Source organism: Mycobacterium sp., from assembly GCF_032161845.1.
Taxonomy (GTDB): Bacteria; Actinomycetota; Actinomycetes; order Mycobacteriales; family Mycobacteriaceae; genus Mycobacterium.
Genome location: NZ_JAVRQA010000430.1, coordinates 1 through 16,906, shown reverse-complemented (window position 1 = coordinate 16,906; position 16,906 = coordinate 1). Strand labels below are relative to the sequence as shown.

14 protein-coding genes and 2 pseudogenes are annotated in these 16,906 nt (G+C 67.6%); 6 read left to right on the top strand and 10 right to left on the bottom strand.

Annotation, left to right across the window (positions count from 1 at the left end):
• Window positions 1-226 precede the first annotated feature (226 nt).
• Window positions 227-1,423 (bottom strand): cysteine desulfurase-like protein, encoded by a 1,197-nt coding sequence (locus QOD90_RS23520; protein WP_526353587.1) that lies wholly within the window; start codon window positions 1,421-1,423, stop codon window positions 227-229.
• An 81-nt stretch (window positions 1,424-1,504) separates the two neighbouring features.
• Here QOD90_RS23520 and QOD90_RS23515 point away from each other — a divergent pair, with 81 nt between their 5' ends.
• Window positions 1,505-2,800, top strand: coding sequence for a class-III pyridoxal-phosphate-dependent aminotransferase (locus tag QOD90_RS23515; protein ID WP_526353585.1), 1,296 nt, complete (start codon window positions 1,505-1,507; stop codon window positions 2,798-2,800).
• Between the two features lies 1 nt (window position 2,801).
• On the opposite strand, the gene QOD90_RS23510 is transcribed toward QOD90_RS23515, so the two are convergent.
• From QOD90_RS23510 to sthA, 5 genes and pseudogenes are all read right to left on the bottom strand, one after another.
• On the bottom strand, window positions 2,802-3,731 hold the full coding sequence (locus QOD90_RS23510) for an NAD(P)/FAD-dependent oxidoreductase (protein WP_526353583.1): 930 nt from the start codon (window positions 3,729-3,731) through the stop codon (window positions 2,802-2,804).
• 9 nt (window positions 3,732-3,740) lie between these two features.
• Entirely contained in the window at window positions 3,741-4,673 is a 933-nt protein-coding gene (locus QOD90_RS23505) for a 2-hydroxyacid dehydrogenase (RefSeq protein ID WP_526353581.1), read from the bottom strand.
• Window positions 4,674-4,849: 176 nt separating this feature from the next.
• A pseudogene (locus tag QOD90_RS23500) lies at window positions 4,850-5,776 on the bottom strand (DUF222 domain-containing protein); the annotation flags it as partial.
• Between the two features lie 109 nt (window positions 5,777-5,885).
• On the bottom strand, window positions 5,886-6,638 hold the full coding sequence (locus QOD90_RS23495) for an alpha/beta hydrolase family protein (protein WP_526353579.1): 753 nt from the start codon (window positions 6,636-6,638) through the stop codon (window positions 5,886-5,888).
• A 25-nt stretch (window positions 6,639-6,663) separates the two neighbouring features.
• Complete coding sequence (gene sthA / locus QOD90_RS23490; protein ID WP_526353577.1) at window positions 6,664-8,100, bottom strand: Si-specific NAD(P)(+) transhydrogenase; 1,437 nt, start codon at window positions 8,098-8,100, stop codon at window positions 6,664-6,666.
• A gap of 67 nt (window positions 8,101-8,167) precedes the next feature.
• Here sthA and QOD90_RS23485 point away from each other — a divergent pair, with 67 nt between their 5' ends.
• Entirely contained in the window at window positions 8,168-8,776 is a 609-nt protein-coding gene (locus QOD90_RS23485; RefSeq protein WP_526353575.1) for a cysteine hydrolase family protein, read from the top strand.
• Between the two features lie 12 nt (window positions 8,777-8,788).
• Here the strand turns inward: QOD90_RS23485 and QOD90_RS23480 are convergent, their stop codons facing one another.
• The gene (locus QOD90_RS23480; RefSeq protein ID WP_526353573.1) at window positions 8,789-10,201 is read right to left on the bottom strand and encodes an aminotransferase family protein; all 1,413 of its coding nucleotides are present in this window, start codon (window positions 10,199-10,201) and stop codon (window positions 8,789-8,791) included.
• Between the two features lie 30 nt (window positions 10,202-10,231).
• On the bottom strand, window positions 10,232-11,740 hold the full coding sequence (locus QOD90_RS23475) for a CoA-acylating methylmalonate-semialdehyde dehydrogenase (RefSeq protein ID WP_526353571.1): 1,509 nt from the start codon (window positions 11,738-11,740) through the stop codon (window positions 10,232-10,234).
• A gap of 81 nt (window positions 11,741-11,821) precedes the next feature.
• Here QOD90_RS23475 and QOD90_RS23470 point away from each other — a divergent pair, with 81 nt between their 5' ends.
• Window positions 11,822-13,453 carry a PucR family transcriptional regulator gene (locus tag QOD90_RS23470; protein ID WP_526353569.1) on the top strand — a complete coding sequence of 544 codons (1,632 nt, stop codon included), beginning with the start codon at window positions 11,822-11,824 and terminating at the stop codon, window positions 13,451-13,453.
• A gap of 72 nt (window positions 13,454-13,525) precedes the next feature.
• Here the strand turns inward: QOD90_RS23470 and QOD90_RS23465 are convergent, their stop codons facing one another.
• A complete protein-coding gene (locus QOD90_RS23465) occupies window positions 13,526-13,903 on the bottom strand; it encodes a hypothetical protein (RefSeq protein ID WP_526353567.1) in 378 nt (125 codons plus the stop codon).
• A 127-nt stretch (window positions 13,904-14,030) separates the two neighbouring features.
• On the opposite strand from QOD90_RS23465, the gene QOD90_RS23460 reads away from it, so the two are divergent.
• A complete protein-coding gene (locus QOD90_RS23460; RefSeq protein WP_526353565.1) occupies window positions 14,031-14,414 on the top strand; it encodes a hypothetical protein in 384 nt (127 codons plus the stop codon).
• 3 nt (window positions 14,415-14,417) lie between these two features.
• Here QOD90_RS23460 and QOD90_RS23455 read toward each other — a convergent pair whose 3' ends face one another.
• Complete coding sequence (locus QOD90_RS23455) at window positions 14,418-15,368, bottom strand: DUF808 domain-containing protein (protein ID WP_526353564.1); 951 nt, start codon at window positions 15,366-15,368, stop codon at window positions 14,418-14,420.
• Window positions 15,369-15,439: 71 nt separating this feature from the next.
• Between QOD90_RS23455 and QOD90_RS23450 the strand changes: the two genes are divergently transcribed.
• The gene (locus QOD90_RS23450) at window positions 15,440-16,567 is read left to right on the top strand and encodes an NAD(P)/FAD-dependent oxidoreductase (protein ID WP_526353562.1); all 1,128 of its coding nucleotides are present in this window, start codon (window positions 15,440-15,442) and stop codon (window positions 16,565-16,567) included.
• A gap of 158 nt (window positions 16,568-16,725) precedes the next feature.
• A pseudogene (locus tag QOD90_RS23445) lies at window positions 16,726-16,906 on the top strand (MFS transporter); the annotation flags it as partial.

Sequence of the window (16,906 nt, the reverse complement as noted above, 5' to 3'; positions counted from 1 at the left end):
GCCAGTCGTGGCCAGCTTCGGCGTTCTCACAGGCGCCTCCAAGGATTGGCTGATCGGGCCGATTGCCTGGCCCGAATGGGGTCCACTGCTTGAGGAGACGGTGAAAGTCATTGTCCAACAATCAGTTATTACTTCTGCGTTCAGTAGGCAGGGGCGGGTCAGTCGCCGGCCAAGTGCGGAGGCCTTGGCCAGGCCGGCCGCAATGTATATAGCTTGCCCTATGTAGTCAGTGCAGTGCGGCGGCGAGGCCGCGAAGAAGCCGGTCGACGTCGTCGGTGCTGTTGTACGGCGCCAACCCGATCCGCAGTCCGCCCGCCTCACCCAGCCCGAGCCGTTTCGCCGCTTCGTAGGCGTAGAACGAACCAGCGGGCGCGTTGATGTCCTGGCGGGCGAGTGCTGTGCTGACGGCGGCCGCGGCACGCTCGGCGAAGGTGACGAGCAACGTCGGTGTCCGCTGCGCCGCGCGGGAGTGGACTCTCACCCCCGGCAGCTGGTGTAGACCGGCCTCGATCCGCGTGCGAAGCGTGTCCTCGTGCTGCTCCAAGGAGCGCATCCCCGCCACGATCCGAGCGCGGCGGGTACCGGTGGCAGTGGTCATGCCTGCGAGGAAATCGACCGCGGCCGTCGTACCCGCCATCAGTTCGTACGGAAGCGTTCCCAGTTCGAAGCGCTCGGGTACCTGGTCGGTGGCGGGCAGCAGCTTGGCGGGCCGTAGGTCGGCGAGGACGTCGCGCTTGCCCGCGACCACGCCGCAGTGCGGGCCAAGGAACTTATACGGCGAGCACGCGAAGAAGTCGGCGCCGAGACCGTGGAAGTCGACCACGCCGTGGGCGGTGTAGTGCACGCCGTCGACGTAGAGAAGGGCGCCCACGGCGTGCGCGCGTGCGGCGATGGCACGCACGTCGGGCATCGTTCCGATGAGGTTCGACGCCGCGGTGACGGCGACGACGCGCGTGCGCTCGCTCAGTTGCGCCTCGACGTCCTCCACGGCCAATTCGGCGGTCGCCGGGTCGAAGTCGACCCACCGCACGACAGCGCCCGCCGCGGCTGCTGCGATGACCCACGGCCGGACGTTGGCGTCGTGGTCGAGGCGCGTGACGACCACCTCGTCGCCGGGGCGCCATTGCGCGGACAACGTCCGAGACAGGTCGAAGGTCAGGGCGGTCATGCTCCGCCCGAAGATCACCTCGTCGGGGTCGGCGTTGAGCAGGTCGGCCAGCGCGCGACGGCACTGCACGACGATCTGCTCGGCGTTGCGCGCAGCGACGGTGGTGTCGCCGCGATTGGACAACGGGCGGAGCATCGCGTCGCGGATGGCGTCCGCCACGACGGTGGGCGTTTGAGAACCTCCGGGCCCGTCGAAGAAGGCGGCGCCGTCGTCGAGTGCGGGGAATTGTGCGCGAATCGCGTCGACGTCGAACATCACGGCCGAAGTCTGCCACCGAAGACCGCTGCGCCGCCTGACCGCGCACAATGAACCGTCGACCGAGGAGAGGGTGAGATCGTGGACACCAAGCAGTTCTGGAGGGACGCCGAGCAGCACGTGGTGCGTTACGGTGCGGCGTTCGTTCCGCGAGTCATCATGCGGGCCAACGGAAGCTATGTCTACGACGAAGACGGGACCGCCATCCTGGACTTCACCTCCGGTCAGATGAGCTCGGTCCTCGGTCATTCGCATCCAGACGTCGTGTCCACGGTGTCGACGTCGGTGGCCACGTTGGACCATCTCTACAGCGGAATGCTCAGCCCACCCGTGGTGGAACTTGCGATGCGGCTCGCGGCGACGTTGCCAGATGCGCTGAGCAAGGTGCTGCTGTTGACTACCGGCGCGGAGTCGAACGAAGCAGCCATCAAGATGGCCAAGCTGTACACGGGCAAGTACGAGGTGGTGTCATTCGACCGGTCCTGGCACGGGATGACGTCGGGCGCGGCGTCGGCGACGTTCAGCGCGGGGCGTCGCGGCTATGGACCGCCGATGCCTGGCAACCTCACCCTGCCGACGCCGAGTGCTTACCGGTCGCCGTTTCGCCATGCCGACGGCGGCTACGACTGGGAGACCGAACTCGAATACGGCTTCGCGATCGTCGACGCGCAATCCTCAGGCAGTTTGGCCGCGTGCCTCGTCGAGCCGATCCTGTCGTCGGGCGGAATCATCGAACCGCCACTGGGATACCTGCGCCGACTCAAGGAACTGTGCGTCGAGCGCGAGATGCTTCTGGTCGTCGACGAGGCGCAGACCGGGATCGGCCGCACCGGAACGATGTACGCGCATGAACGCGACGGCATCGTGCCGGATCTGCTGACCCTGTCGAAGACCCTTGGCGCAGGTCTGCCGGTGGCGGCCGTCGTCACCACCGAGGAGATCGAGGCGGTGTGCCATGAGCGCGGATTCCTGTTCTTCACCACTCACGTGTCCGATCCGCTTGCCGCAGCCGTCGCACTGACCGTGCTCACCGTCGTCGAGCGCGACGGACTGGTCGACCGGGCGGCGTCCCTCGGCCGGGAACTAGCGACGCGGCTGGATGAACTGCGGGACCGCCACGATCAGGTCGGCGACGTCCGCGGGCGCGGGTTGTTGCAGGGCATCGAACTGGTTGCCGACAAGGTCAGCAAGGCGCCGGCCGACGATCTCGGTGCCAAGGTCACCGCCGCATGCCTGGAGCGCGGCCTGCACATGAACATCGTGCAGCTGCCAGGCATGGGCGGAATCTTCCGCATCGCCCCACCTTTGACGATCACGGAGTCGGAGCTCCTTGCGGGCCTTGACATTCTGGACGATGCGCTCGCGGCCTGTCTGTGAGTCAGCGACCCAGCTGCTCCGCGAGCGCCACGCCGAGTCGGTGCCCCGACAACCACGCCGACTCGATGCGCGGCGCGCCGGACGGACACCACGAATCGCCACACAACCCGAGCGGACGACCGGCGTTGGTGGTCAGCGCAAAGGCTTGATCACCATGGGTGGCAACGGGTTTGGCGAACGTCCACCGGTGCGCATGCGTCCACTCCGGGGCTGCGGTGACGTCGAGAATCCGTCGAAGCGCGTCCAAGACGGGCGTCACCGCATCGCCAGGTCGGCCGAGGTGGGCGCCGGCTCGCTGCGCTGTGGTGTGGGCCACCAATACGGCGGCGCCGTCGCCGCGTCGTGATCCGTCGTCGGCGACCATGGAGAGGTCTGCGTCGTCGTTGACGAATGCGGCGTCGGAGATCGGCCAACACCGCTGCGCCCACCCCGCCACGACGGCGACCACGGGTTCGTAGGTCACCCAGTCGGCGGCGTCTGGGGCGAGCCGGGCGGCCTGGGGGTCGGGCATCGCCAGGACGACCGCGTCGTGGTCCAGCTCCGCGAGTGCGCCGACCTCGCCGCCGGAGCGAATCTCGCCGGGCAGGGATGCGCGCACCAGCGAGCGCAACCCATCAGGTGCGGCGTAGCGCACGGGGTCCGACGTGCGGTGGTGGCCGTCGGCCGAGAACACGTCGAAGGTGTCGGTCCAGTCCCGCACCAACCCCTGCGCCGCCCACCGCTCGACGACCGCGACGAAGTCGGGTTCCTTCGCCGTCAAGTACGCCGCACCGACGTCGACCCTGCGGCCGTGCAGCGTCGGTGAGGCCATCCGCCCGCCAGGCGCTCGACCCCGCTCGATCACGTCGACGGCGATCCCGTGATCGCGCAGCGCGTGCGCACACGCCGCGCCGGAGAGACCGGCACCAATGACTGCGACGCGGGGCGACATGGCTCAACGCTAGTCGGCGGGGGCCACCAGGTTCGGTGGCCGGCCGCTGTCGGCGAAGACCTCGATCTGATGAAGTGCGATGCGCCACGCCCGTTCCCAGGCCCCCTCGGTACTACCGGCGACGTGCGGCGTCAGCAGGAGACCGGGCGCTGACCACAACGGGTGCCCAGTGGGTAACGGCTCGGGGTCGGTGACGTCTAGCGCGGCGCGGAGTCGGCCCGACGTCAATTCCGCAAGGAGCGCGTCGGTATCGACGGCGCCACCCCGGCCGGCGTTGACGACGACTGCGCCGTCGCGCAGCCGGCTCAGGAATTGGGCATCGATGAGGTGATGGGTCGACTCGTTGCCAGGCAGCATGGCGACCACGACGTCGGCGCTCGGCAGCAACTCGTCGATCTCGCCGAGCGCGCGCACCCCCGGCCTCGCCCGCCGCCCGACCAGTGTCACCTCCGTCTCGAACGGTGCGAGCCGAGCGGCCAGGCTGACGGCCAAGTCGCCGGCACCCAGCACGATGATCCGCTTGCCCATCAGCGTCTCGGTGTCCCTGGGCCGCCACACCCCTTCGGACTGTTGGGCGCCGAACCACGCGAGGTCCCGGTAGATGGCCAGCAATGCGGCCATCACCCACTCGGCCGACGAGCCGCCATGTGCCCCACGCCCATTGGACAGCATGACGCCTGCGGGTAGGTGCGGAAGCCACTGCTCGTAGCCGGCGTTCAGCGTCTGGATGAGGCGCAGTTGCGGCAGGTCCACGAACCGCGCCCCGATCGCCGCGGCGTCGTCGAAACCGACCACCACGACGCTGGCGTCCAGATGCTCCGACGGCCACGGCTCACCCGGCTGGTAGAAGGCCGTCTCGATCGTGCTCGTGCGGCCTGGAAGCGCGAGGCCAAGGTCGTCTGGGACGAGCACTTTCAACTGCTTCTCACCGGGATGTGTCACGCCGTAGACGCTAGCTACACGTCGAAGAGCTGTGGCTGCCGGTGCTGCCAAATCGGTTCCCATTAGGCGGCATTGGGTTCTGGTCCGCCGGGTTGGCAGGGGTTTGGCTCGGCGGGCGGGTCATCGGGTGGTTGGTGGAGGCGTTCGGGGCGGTGGTAGTCGCTGATGCGGGCTTGGCCGGTGACGCCGACCCCTGCGCGGCTCTCCAAGTCCTGCAGCGTGGTGCGGATGATGATCGACGTCGGCAGCCCGTTGTGCTGACCGAGTTCGCCGCTGGCCAGGACGCTGCGTCCCGCCTCGGCGAGTGCGTCATGCTGGCGTTGGGCCAGGGTCCGGTGGTCCTCGTCGATCTGCTGCTGGGTGGGGGTCCCCGACAGGCAGGGGTCCGCGTCGGCGGGGTTGCACATCCCTGGTGCTGCCCACTTGGCGAGGATCGCCTCGAAGATGGCCCACGCTTCGGGGGTCATTGTGGCCTTGATCTGGGTCATCCCGTCGGGCTGCTGAGGTCCCTTCGTCAGGGCGCGGCGACGCGCGCGTTCGGTCTCGTCGGGTGCGGGGCCGTCCTGGTCGAGCAGGAACACCGTCCGGTCGGTGTGGTCCTTGAGTTCCTTGGGTCCCACACCCATCGCAGCCTTGGCGAAGTCGGCTTCGATCTGGCCGCGGGTGGTGACGTCGATGGCCGGCGGGATGCGGTCCATCGCCTCGCGCAGGACCTTGACGTGTTCACGATTGATCAGTCCGTGGGCTTGGGCGATCGCCGCGCACGGCAGCACCGGATCGAGCGTCATACCGCTCAACGCCTGCCGCGGACCCAATGCGGCAGCGTCGTCGAGTCGGCGCCCGGCCTCGCTTGGCGAGATTCGCCACCGGATCGCCAACACGTCGCGCCAGGACTTGGCACCCATCGCCCGCGGGGTGGTCTCGGCCTGCAAGCGGGTCAACAGGCGATGGCTCTGAACGGGCAGTCGACACGTGAGGGTTTCGAGTGCGTCGAGTACTTCGACCAACTCGACCGCGGTGAGTGCTTCCACGGGCAGTGTGGCCATGGCGTCGTACGCTGCACGCATTGCTGCGGCCGCTGCCTGCACGCACCCCACTGACATGAATCGAACATTAGTTCGACCCGCCGACAAGCCAGACTCGTTTTGTTACTACTGAAACCAAAGCGACAGAAGAGGTTTCATCGTCCACTCCAGCACCGCAACGCCGACGTCACAGGTAGGGGTCGGCCCAGGCGCTGATGATGCGGGCCGCCCGCGCGGCCTGATTCTTCCCGGTCAGCAGGTGGTCGGCGCCCTCGAGGGAGACGAAGCTGCGAGGATGTCGCGCCGTGCGGAAGATGTCGCTGGCGTTGGCGATGCCGACGGTGTTGTCCGTCGGTGAATGCATCACCAGGAGAGCCCGGCGCAGGGTGCGGATCCGCTCGCGTAGGTCGGCCGCACGAACGTCTTCGATGAAGTGCCGCTTGAGCGTTAGCGCCTTTCCGCCGACGGGGAAGGGCGCCTCGCCGTCGGCCTCGATCCGATGGACGAGGGCGTCGTAGTTGTGCTCGACGTGCGCGGGTTCGTATGGCGCGCCGACGCTGGCCACTGCCGCCACCGTGTCGCACTCGTGGGCGCCGGCGATCGCCGCGGCGCCGCCGAACGAGTGCCCGACGAGTAGCCGCACCTCGCGTCCCGTGCCGTTCATGAACTCAACCGCCCGAACGGTGTCGGCGACCTTGTGGGAGAAGGACCCGTCACCCCAGTCGCCCTCGGAATCACCCAGCCCGAGATTGTCGAAGCGCAACATCCCGACGCCCTCGCTGGCGAGCTGCTTGCACATCCGGCTCGCCGCCGGGCAGTCCTTGCCGAGGGTGAAACCGTGGGCGAAGACACCCCACCCGCGTGCCTCGCCCACCGGGAGGTCGACGATTCCTCGCAGGACGGGTCCTGAGCTGCTGGGGAAACTGACGTGCTCGGCCACCTGCAAGATCTTGTCACGGCCCTCATCATTTCGCCGCGGCGTCTTCTCCGGCGTGGAAGTTCCGCACGGCGCGAATCTTGTTCATCACGTCGAGGGCGGCCACCTTGTAGGCCTCGGAGAACGTGGGGTAGTTGAGGATGGCGTCGACGAGGTAGTCCACCGTTCCGCCGCAGCCCATCACCGCCTGGCCGATGTGCACCAACTCGGTCGCGGCCGTTCCGAAGATGTGGACGCCGAGCAGCGTGCGATCGTCGGTCGACACCAACAACTTGAGCATTCCGTAGGAATCGCCGGCGATCTGACCGCGGGCCAGTTCGCGGTAGCGGGACACGCCGAACTCGTAGGGGATCGACTTGCTGGTGAGTTCGGACTCGGTGGCGCCGACGAACGACACTTCCGGAATCGTGTAGATGCCGATCGGCTGCAGCGCGGTCATGTCGTTCGCGGGCTCTCCGAACGCGTGGTAGGCCGCGAGCCTGCCCTGGTCCATCGACGTGGCGGCCAAGGCGGGAAAGCCGATGACGTCGCCGACGCTGAAGATGTGTTCGACGGTGGTCCGGAAGTGTCCGTCGACCTCGATGCGACCGCGGTCGTCGGTGGCCAGGCCTGCCGCCTCGAGATCGAGACCGTCGGTCCGTCCGATTCGTCCGGCCGAGTACATGACCGCCTCGGCCGCGATCTGCTTCCCGCTCGCCAGCGTCGTCAGGGTTCCGGTCGGTGAGACGTCGACGCTGGTCACCTCCTCGCCGAACCGGAACGTCACGGCGGAGTCGCGCAGATGAAAGCGAAGCGCTTCGACCACCTCGGGATCGCAGAAGTCGAGCATGGTGTCGCGCTTCTCGACCACCGTCACCTTGCTGCCGAGCGCGGCGAAGATCGAGGCGTACTCGATGCCGATCACGCCCGCCCCGACGACGACCATCGAGCTGGGGATGAAGTCGAGGTTGACCACCTCGTCGGAGTCCAGCACGCGCTCCGCGTCGAAGTCGACGCCGTCCGGGCGACGGGGTGTCGTGCCGGTGGCGATGACGACGAATTCGCCTGTCAGTGTGCGATGTTCGGCTTCGTCGTGACCCTCGACCCTGATGGTGTGAGGGTCGGTGAAGCTGCCGTGACCGATGTACAGGTCGATGTGGTTTCGCACTAGCTGGTCGCGAATCACGTCGATCTCCCGCTTGACGACGTGTGACGTGCGTTCGTGAAGATCGGCCGGGGTGATCTTCTGCTTGACCCGGTAGCTCGCGCCGTACATCTCGCGCTGGTTCATCCCGGTCAGGTACAAGACTGCTTCCCGCAGTGTCTTGGACGGGATGGTGCCGGTGTTGACGCACACCCCGCCCAGCATGTGGCCGAGTTCGACGACGGCAACGCTCTTCCCGAGTTTGGCGGCGGCCACGGCCGCCTTCTGCCCCCCGGGGCCGGATCCGATCACGATCAGGTCGTACTCCGTCGCCGTCGCCATGGGGATCGAGTACCCAAATCTCAGCTACCGGTCGACCTCGGCCTCGTCATCGGTGAACACTGTGGCCATGACCTTCGACAGGGACGTCACTGGGCTCCTGGTGATCGATCCGTACAACGACTTCATCTCCGAGGGTGGCAAGGTGTGGGACCGCCTGAAGGGGGTCGCAGAGGCCAACCAGTGCGTCCCTCACATGGCGCAGATCCTGACCGCTGCGAGAGCCTCCCATCTCCGGGTGTTCTACGCGCTGCATCATCGATACCGTCCTGGGGACTACGAGACTTGGAAGTACGTCGCGCCGATTCAGAAGGCGGCGTGGGACCGCAAGACCTTCGAGGACGGAACGTGGGGCGGTGAGATCCACCCAGCCCTATTACCCCGGGCGGGCGAGATCGTCGCGCAGGAGCACTGGTGCTCAAGCGGTTTCGCCAACACGGACCTGGATCTGCAACTCAAGAAGCACGGCATTCACCAACTCATCGTGGTCGGACTCATCACCCACACATGTGTCGAGTCGACCGTCCGGTTCGGCGCCGAACTCGGTTACGACGTCACGGTGGTCAGCGATGCGACCGCGAGCTATTCGGAGCGCGAGATGCGCGCCGCGCTCGAGGTCACGATGCCGAATTACGCCGCCGTCGTCAGCACCACCGAGGTACTGGCGGCGATCAGCTGACGGCGCGCGATCTCAGACGACGTATCCGTCAGCCACGGTCAGCGCGGCGTCGAGGATCGTGAGCCCCTCGGCCACCTCGGCGTCGGTGATGTTGCACGCGGGCACCGCGTGGATCCGGTTGAAGTTCGCGAACGGCAAGAGGCCGCCGGACTTGCATGCCGCGATCACCGCGTTCATCGCCGGACTGGACCCACCGTAGGGGGCCAACGGTTCACGGGTCGTCGGATTGGAGACCAGTTCGATCGCCTGGAACACCCCGAGTCCGCGCACCTCGCCGACCGATGGGTGCCGGGCCGCGAGGTCGGCCAGCCCGGGGCCGAGCACCTCGGATCCGATGCGGGCGGCGTTGGCGACCATGCCCTCGTCCTCCATCGCATTGATGGTGGCGACGGCAGCGGCGCACGCCAGCGGATGACCGGAGTAGGTCAGGCCGCCGGGGTAGGCGCGGTCGGCGAACGTCGAGTAGATCGCGTCACTGATCGCGACGCCACCGAGCGGAACGTAGCCGGAGGTGACGCCCTTGGCGAACGTCATGAGATCCGGGACGACGTCGAAATGTTCGATGGCGAACCACTTTCCGGTCCGTCCGAAGCCGGCCATCACCTCGTCGGCGATGAACACGATGCCGTACTTGTCGCAGATCGCGCGGACGCCCGCCATGTACCCGGGAGGCGGGACCATGATGCCCGCGGTGCCGGGGACGGACTCCAGGATGATCGCCGCGAACGACGTCGCACCCTCGTGCTGGATCAGCCGGTCCAGGTACTCCAGCGCGCGCTCCGTCTCCTGCTGCTCGTTCTCCGCATGGAAGGACGAGCGGTACAGGAACGGGCCGTTGAAGTGCACGACGCCGCTGCTGGCGTAGTCGTTCGGGTAGCGGCGCGGGTCGCCCGTCAGGTTGATCGCGGTGTCGGTGCCACCGTGGTACGACCGGTAGCGCGACAACACCTTATAGCGGCCGGTGTGCAGCCGCGCCATCCGAACGGCGTGCTCGACGGCGTCGGCGCCACCGTTGGTGAAGAACACGTGGTCCAGGTCGCCGGGAGTGCGCTCCGCGATCAACCGAGCTGCTTCGGATCGTGCGGCGTTGACGTGCTGCGGCGCCACCGTACACAGCTTGGCTGCCTGATCGGCAATGGCGGCAACGACTTTCGGATGCTGATGGCCGATGTTGGTGAACACCAGCTGTGAGGAGAAGTCGAGAAGCTTGTTGCCGTCGCCATCCCACACGTAGGAACCGTCGGCCGCCACGATGGTCATCGGCGTGATCTGGGCCTGCGCCGACCACGAGTGGAAGACGTGCTTGCGGTCGAGCTCGTACGCGTGCGCGCCCTCGGCCTTCGCGGTGGCCAGGTCCTGACCGCTGGGCAGCAGGTTCTCGGGCGAGCGAAGCGACGGGGGATTCGCGTTGTCGAAAGTCGTCATGTCCTCAAGTCTCCCTTGTCTTCCTTGGGCTCAGCTGTTCTGCGGGAACCCGAGGTTGATCCCACCGTGGCTCGGGTCCAGCCAGCGTGTGGTGACAACCTTGCCACGGGTGAAGAAGTGCACGCCCTCGGTGCCGTGGGCGTGGGTGTCACCGAACAGCGAGCTCTTCCAGCCACCGAAACTGTAGTAGGCCGTCGGAACGGGGATGGGGACGTTGATGCCGACCATGCCGACCTCGACCTCGTTCTGGAACCGCCGGGCCGCGCCGCCGTCGTTGGTGAAGATGGCGGTGCCGTTGCCATAGGGATTGGAGTTGATGAGTTCGAGTGCCTCGTCGTAGGAGTCCACGCGGATGACCGACAGGACGGGGCCGAAGATTTCGTCGGTGTAGACGCTCATCTCGGGGGTGACGTTGTCGATCAGCGTCGGCCCGAGCCAGAAGCCGTCGGGCTCTCCGTCCACGGAGACGCCGCGGCCGTCGACGACGATGGTGGCGCCGTCGGCCGCACCGGCGTCGACGTAGGACGCCACCTTGTCGCGGTGTGCCTTGGTGACGAGCGGCCCCATGTCGGAGTCGCGGGTGCCGTCACCGGTCTTGAGCCCCTTCGCCCGATCGGCGATCTTGGCGACCAGGTCGTCGGCGATCGGACCGACCGCGACGCAGGCGGAGATCGCCATGCAGCGCTCACCGGCCGAACCGAAACCGGCGTTGATCATCGCGTCGGCGGCCAGGTCGAGGTCGGCGTCCGGAAGCACGATCGCGTGGTTCTTGGCGCCACCGAGCGCCTGCACCCGCTTGCCGTGCAGCGTGCCGGTGGAATAGACGTACTGCGCGATCGGCGTCGAGCCGACGAAGCTGATCGCCTTGACCGAAGGGTTGGTGAGCAGTTCGTCCACTGCCACCTTGTCGCCCTGCAGCACGTTGAACACGCCGGCGGGCAGCCCGGCCTCGGCCCACAGCTCGGCGATCCAGAGCGCAGCCGACGGGTCCTTCTCACTGGGCTTGAGCACGACCGTGTTGCCTGCGGCGATGGCGATGGGGAAGAACCACATCGGCACCATGGCGGGGAAGTTGAAGGGTGAGATGATGCCGACGACGCCGAGTGGCTGCCGGATGGAGGCGACGTCGACGTTGGTCGAGGCGTTCTCCGTCATGCCGCCCTTGAGCAGGTGCGCTATGCCGCAAGCGAATTCGACGACCTCCTGGCCACGGCTGACCTCACCGAGGGCGTCGGAGACGACCTTGCCGTGCTCGCTGGTGATGATCTCGGCGAGCTCACCCTTGCGGGCGTTGAGCAGTTCACGGAACGCGAACAGGATTGCGGTGCGCTTGGCCAGCGACGTGTCGCGCCACGCCGGGAACGCCGCCGCGGCCGCGTCGATCACGGCCTGCGCATCGGCCACGTCGGCAAGGGCGAGCTCGCCGGTGACCTGGCCGGTGGCGGGATTCGTCACCGGGGAGGTGCGCTCGCCGGAGCCGGCGAAGCCCTTGCCGTCGGCCCAGTGGGCGATGGTCCGGACGCGGGTGCTGAGTGTCATGTCTCGATTGTCGACGCGTCGGGAGGGGTCGTCGTCCGACGATGTGTAAACAAAACCGACGTGTGTCTTACGATGTGTTCGATGCTGCCGACCGTTCGCGAGATTCTGCGGCTCCCGGTCCTGCAGGCCGGCGAGCCCGAGGTCGTCTGCGGGGCGGACCGGCCAGAAGCACTGGACCGACCGGTGCGGTGGGTGCACGTCAGCGATCTGGCCGACCTGTCGAATCTGCTCGAGGGCGGCGAGATGGTGCTCACCACCGGTCAGGCGCTGGCCGACCCGGGGCACCGCGACGAGTACCTGCCGCGGCTCGCTCGAGCCGGCGCCGTCGCGGTCGTCGTCGAACTCGGCCTGCACGTCGACGAGGTGCCGCGATCGGTACGCGACGCCGGTGCGCACCTCGAGCTGCCCGTCGTCGCACTGCACCGACCCGTTCGGTTCGTCGAGGTCACCGAGGAGGTGCACCGACGAATCGTGGCCGAGCAGTACGCGGAGGTCGACTACGCCCGCCGGGTGCACGAGGCGTTCACCACCCTCAGTATGCGCCGCGCGTCGGTCGACGAGATCGTCGCCGCGGCAGCCGACATGCTCGACACGCCGATCGTTCTCGAAGACCTCAACCGGCAGGTGTTGGCATTCGTCAGGCGCGGGGTGCCGCTCACCGAGCTGCTCGCCGAATGGGAGCGTCGGTCCCGACTGAATCCTGGTACGGGACAAGGCACTTGGATCGCCCGGCCCGTCGGCCCGTACCGGCAGGAGTGGGGACGGCTGGTGGCGCCGCGCGGTCGTGGCCCCGACGGTGACGCCGGCGAGCGCACCGTCACCACCCTCGAACGCGCGGCACAGGCGCTGGCCCTGCACCGGATGGTCGAGCAGGACCGGACCTCGCTGGAGATGCGCGCACAGAGCGGTCTCGTCGACGACCTTCTGCGTGGCCGGATCCGGGACGAGAGCGAGGCCACCGCCCGCGCGCATGCACTCGGTCTGCGGCCGGCGCTGACCTACGTCCCGATGACCGTGCGGCTGCGCGAGACCGGAAACGTCAACCAGCTGCTGATCCAGCAGCGGCGAGGTCGGACGTTGGACGCGGTGGTCCACGCCATCCGGTCCGGTGGGCACAGCGTCCTGACCGCCAGCCGCGACGACGGTCAGATCGACCTATTGCTGGCGCTCCAGCTCACGGCCATGGCCGTCGGTGTTCGCCCCGACACCGAACCCGCGCTAGTGGAGGTGGCCTCGTCGATTCGCCGCGCCGTGGCCCGCGTCGACGGGGTATCGGCGAGCGTCATCGGCGTCGGTCCGGAATCGAGCAGGCTCGTCGACGCGGCAGGCGGGCTCGCGGAGTCGGGGCACGTCGCCGGGGTCGCGCTGGCGATGTCCGACGACGACAAGCCGTTCTTCCGGGCGGCCGACGTGCGGCTGCGCGGCCTCGTCGCACTGATCCGCGCCGACCCCCGGGTGCAGGCATTCGCCGAGACGGAGCTGCGCGGCCTGCTCGAGCGGCGGGCCAAGCACGGCGACGAGATGTTCGATCTGCTCGAGGGTTTCCTCGAAGTCGGCGGCAACAAGGCCGAACTCGCCAAGCGGTTGCACATGTCGCGCCCGACGCTTTACGCGCGACTGGCGGCCATCGAGCGACTACTTGGCGTCGACCTCGACAGCGCCGAGTCACGGACGTCGCTGCACGTCGCCATGATGATCATCGCGCGGCGCTGAACGGGCAGTACGCCGCGCGCGTGTCCTCCGGAACCCACCCCTCGCGGGCCCCGGAGGACCTTGCGGTGCGAGCTACGGGTTGATGCTCGGGACCAGGATCGGCGTCTTCTGCTCGTCGGCAGCCGGTCCGGTGGAGTCGCGGCCACGCAGCCAGATCCACGCGTATACCTCTTCCCTGCCGATCTCGGTGTCGAGGGCGTCGGCCGACGCAGTGAACCGCTTCTTCCGGAACACCGATGGGCCGGTGGCGACGAAGGTTTCGGGCACCCCGTAGACGGTGATCCGATCGTCGTCGCTCGGGTCGTGCTCCCAGATCTTCACCGCATCCTGGAACGCCTTTCCGATCTCGAACGGATCAAAGTGCAGCGTGTAGCTGATGGTGAACATCCAACTGCCGTCGGGACGCCGTTCGCCCCGTTCGACGACGCGGTCGTTGCCTATGCGTGCCATGTCTTCTTCTCCTCGGTGGACGTTCGTCCGTGTCCGACGAATCGGTCGATCGTCGGCAAGGACGAGGTTTCCGCTCATCGCCGCCAGGGACACGCGTAGCCGGCTACTCGACCTGATCGTCAATTTCTTGGCGAGTACTCGGAGCGGGTATCCGCAGGGCATGGCGAAATATGCACTCAACGACGCGGCGGTGGTCAGGGCCCGCGAGCTGATCGACGGTCGGCAGTACGTGGTGGACAGCGACTGGGGTGACGTGCAGCCGAAGGCTGACGACCAGAACGCGTTCCTGGACAACCACACCTGGGACGACTACGCGCAGTGGCACCTCGGGCTCACCGACGGCGCGAAGGACGAGACGAAGGCGAGGTACGCCTTCGTCTACGGCGATTTCCGACGCGTCCATCGCACTGCACTGATCGCGTGCGTGTACCGCGCGTCGGAATGGCGGCACAAGGACATCGAATTGGCGGCCCACGACCTGCTGCAATACCTAGACGCGGCCACCGCCTAGGAGCTACGCGTGCGCGTCCTTCTTGCCGAACGGAAGGACGTGCACGACCGCCACCACGATCGCGCCGACGACCAGGCCGACGACCGCGGAGATCCCGGTGTTGACCAGCCAGGCGAGCAGGCCGCCGACGGCACCGGTGGCGTGGCGAACATTCTCTTCGAGGTGATGGACGAACCCGTAGGGCGGGTGCCAGCCGAGGGTGTCGGTGCCGACCAGCAGGATGTGGCCGCCGACCCAGAGCATCGCGACGGTGCCGATGGCCGAGAGGGCGGCGAGCAGCTTGGGCATCGCCGCGACCAAGCCGAGCCCGATCTTCTGGGCGACGCGCGACGTGCGCTGCGCGAGGCTCAGGCCGATGTCGTCCATCTTCACGATCAGGGCGACGACGCCGTACACCGCGGCCGTGATGACGAGGGCGACGACGATGAGGATGATGAGCCGGGGGACGAACGCCTGGTCGGCCACCTCGTTGAGGGCGATGACCATGATCTCGGCGGACAGGATGAAGTCGGTCCGGATGGCGCCCGACGTCATCTGGCGCTCGGCATCCTCGCCGACCGCCCCGCTCGGTGCGGCCGGGCCGTCGTGCCCACCGTTCTTGCTGAAGCGGCCCCACACCTTCTCCGCGCCCTCGAAGCAGAGGTACGTCGCGCCGAGCATCAGGATCGGCGTCAGCAGCCACGGCAGGAACTGACTCAGGAGCAACGCGGCGGGCAGGATGAACAGCAGCTTGTTGCGCAGCGACCCGATCGCGATCCGCTTGATCATCGGCAGCTCGCGGTCGGCGGTGATCCCGTGGACGTACTGAGGTGTCACGGCGGTGTCGTCGATGACGACACCTGCGGCCTTGGCGGTCGCCCGTCCGGCCGCGGCACCGATGTCGTCCACCGAGGCCGCCGCGAGCCGGGCCAGCGCCGCAATGTCGTCGAGCAGCCCGAATAGCCCGGCACTCATCGAGTCTCCGTCATGACTCACAGGATACGGACAGCGATCCGATGCGCCGGGCCGACCGTTAGCCTGGTGCGATGACCCCCACGGGCGCCGACGTCATCGTGGTCGGCGGCGGCATTGCGGGACTGTCGATCGCGTATGAGCTCTCCAAGGAAGTCCGCGTCTCGGTACTCGAGATGGAGTCGACGCTGGCCTATCACACGACCGGCCGATCGGCAGCGACATTCCTCGAAACATATGGGGGGGAGCAGATTCGAGCGCTGACGACGGCCAGCCGGGCGTTCTTCGAGGAGCCACCGGACTTCTTCGATGCGGTGTTGATGAGGCCACGGCCGCTGTTGCAGATCGCGCTCGCCGGCCGCGGACACCGCGTCGAACGCATGCACGCGGCAGTGCTCCCGCTGGTCGCGGATGCCGAGCTCCTGGACGGCGCTCAGTGCCGCGAGGTGTTTCCACTGCTGAGACCGGACCTGGTCGCACGGGGCATGTACGAACCGCGCGCGATGGGCCTCGACGTGGCGGCGATACATCAGGGCTATGTCCGCGGCGCCCGCCTCAACGATGCCGCCATCGTCCGCAACGCGCACGTGACGTCGCTGAAGCGGCACGCGGACCGCTGGTCGGTGACCACTTCCGACGGAACGGTTCACCAGGCACCGGTAGTCGTCAACGCCGCGGGCGCATGGGCCGACGTGGTCGCCACCGCGGCGGGGGTCGGCGGCGTCGGCCTGAGGCCGCTGCGTCGCACGATCTTCATGGTCGCCTCGCCTCTCGGCGAGGCGAGCAGGGGATTGCCGAACTGCAGCGACGTCGACGAGTCCTTCTACGTCAATCCCGAAGGGGCGCAGTTTCTTTGCTCGCCAGCCGACGAAACCCCCTGTCCACCAAGCGATGCCAAACCCGACGAAGTGGAGATCGCCAGGGCCATCGAGTCCATCAACGCGGTCACCACGATCGGCGTGCGCAGTGTCGGTGCAGCGTGGGCAGGCTTGCGCACGTTCGCGCCCGATCGGAACCTCGTCGTGGGTGAAGACCCCGAGGCGCCCGGCTTCTTCTGGCTCGCGGGACAGGGTGGGTACGGGATTCAGACGTCACCCGCGGCCGCCCGACTTGGCGCCGCGCTGGTGCTCGAGCGATCGGTCCCTCCCGATCTCGCGGCGAGGGGTCTGGACGTGACGCGTTTGGCACCACGTCGGGATTGACCCGCCGACTGGGAAAATGACGACGTTTTCGGGCCGATTCCGTCGTCACAGTCGCACTCGGCGTTGGTGGGCGCGTGAGCCCACGGCGCCAGCTGACTACGGTGGCACCGATGTCGTCGCCCGAGCCACCCGCATCCGCGGCGCCGTTCCCGAGGGGGATGGCGCTGCTGGTGGCTGGCGCGTTCTTCATGGAGATCCTGGACGCCACGATCATCACGCCGGCGATTCCGTTGATCGCGACGTCGCTCCGCGTAGACCCGGTAGACGTCAACGTCGCGATCTCGGCCTACCTCGTCACGCTCGCGGTACTGATCCCGGCGAGCGGCTGGATCGCCGACC

What these genes read in the sequence shown, in the direction of transcription:
- QOD90_RS23455 (WP_526353564.1), bottom strand. Translation starts at nt 15,368, where the DNA reads ATGAGTGCCGGGCTATTCGGGCTGCTCGACGACATTGCGGCGCTGGCC.
- QOD90_RS23470 (WP_526353569.1), top strand. Translation starts at nt 11,822, where the DNA reads ATGCTGCCGACCGTTCGCGAGATTCTGCGGCTCCCGGTCCTGCAGGCC.
- sthA (WP_526353577.1), bottom strand. Translation starts at nt 8,100, where the DNA reads ATGGCGACGGCGACGGAGTACGACCTGATCGTGATCGGATCCGGCCCC.
- QOD90_RS23480 (WP_526353573.1), bottom strand. Translation starts at nt 10,201, where the DNA reads ATGACGACTTTCGACAACGCGAATCCCCCGTCGCTTCGCTCGCCCGAG.
- QOD90_RS23450 (WP_526353562.1), top strand. Translation starts at nt 15,440, where the DNA reads ATGACCCCCACGGGCGCCGACGTCATCGTGGTCGGCGGCGGCATTGCG.
- QOD90_RS23485 (WP_526353575.1), top strand. Translation starts at nt 8,168, where the DNA reads ATGACCTTCGACAGGGACGTCACTGGGCTCCTGGTGATCGATCCGTAC.
- QOD90_RS23475 (WP_526353571.1), bottom strand. Translation starts at nt 11,740, where the DNA reads ATGACACTCAGCACCCGCGTCCGGACCATCGCCCACTGGGCCGACGGC.
- QOD90_RS23520 (WP_526353587.1), bottom strand. Translation starts at nt 1,423, where the DNA reads ATGTTCGACGTCGACGCGATTCGCGCACAATTCCCCGCACTCGACGAC.
- QOD90_RS23510 (WP_526353583.1), bottom strand. Translation starts at nt 3,731, where the DNA reads ATGTCGCCCCGCGTCGCAGTCATTGGTGCCGGTCTCTCCGGCGCGGCG.
- QOD90_RS23465 (WP_526353567.1), bottom strand. Translation starts at nt 13,903, where the DNA reads ATGGCACGCATAGGCAACGACCGCGTCGTCGAACGGGGCGAACGGCGT.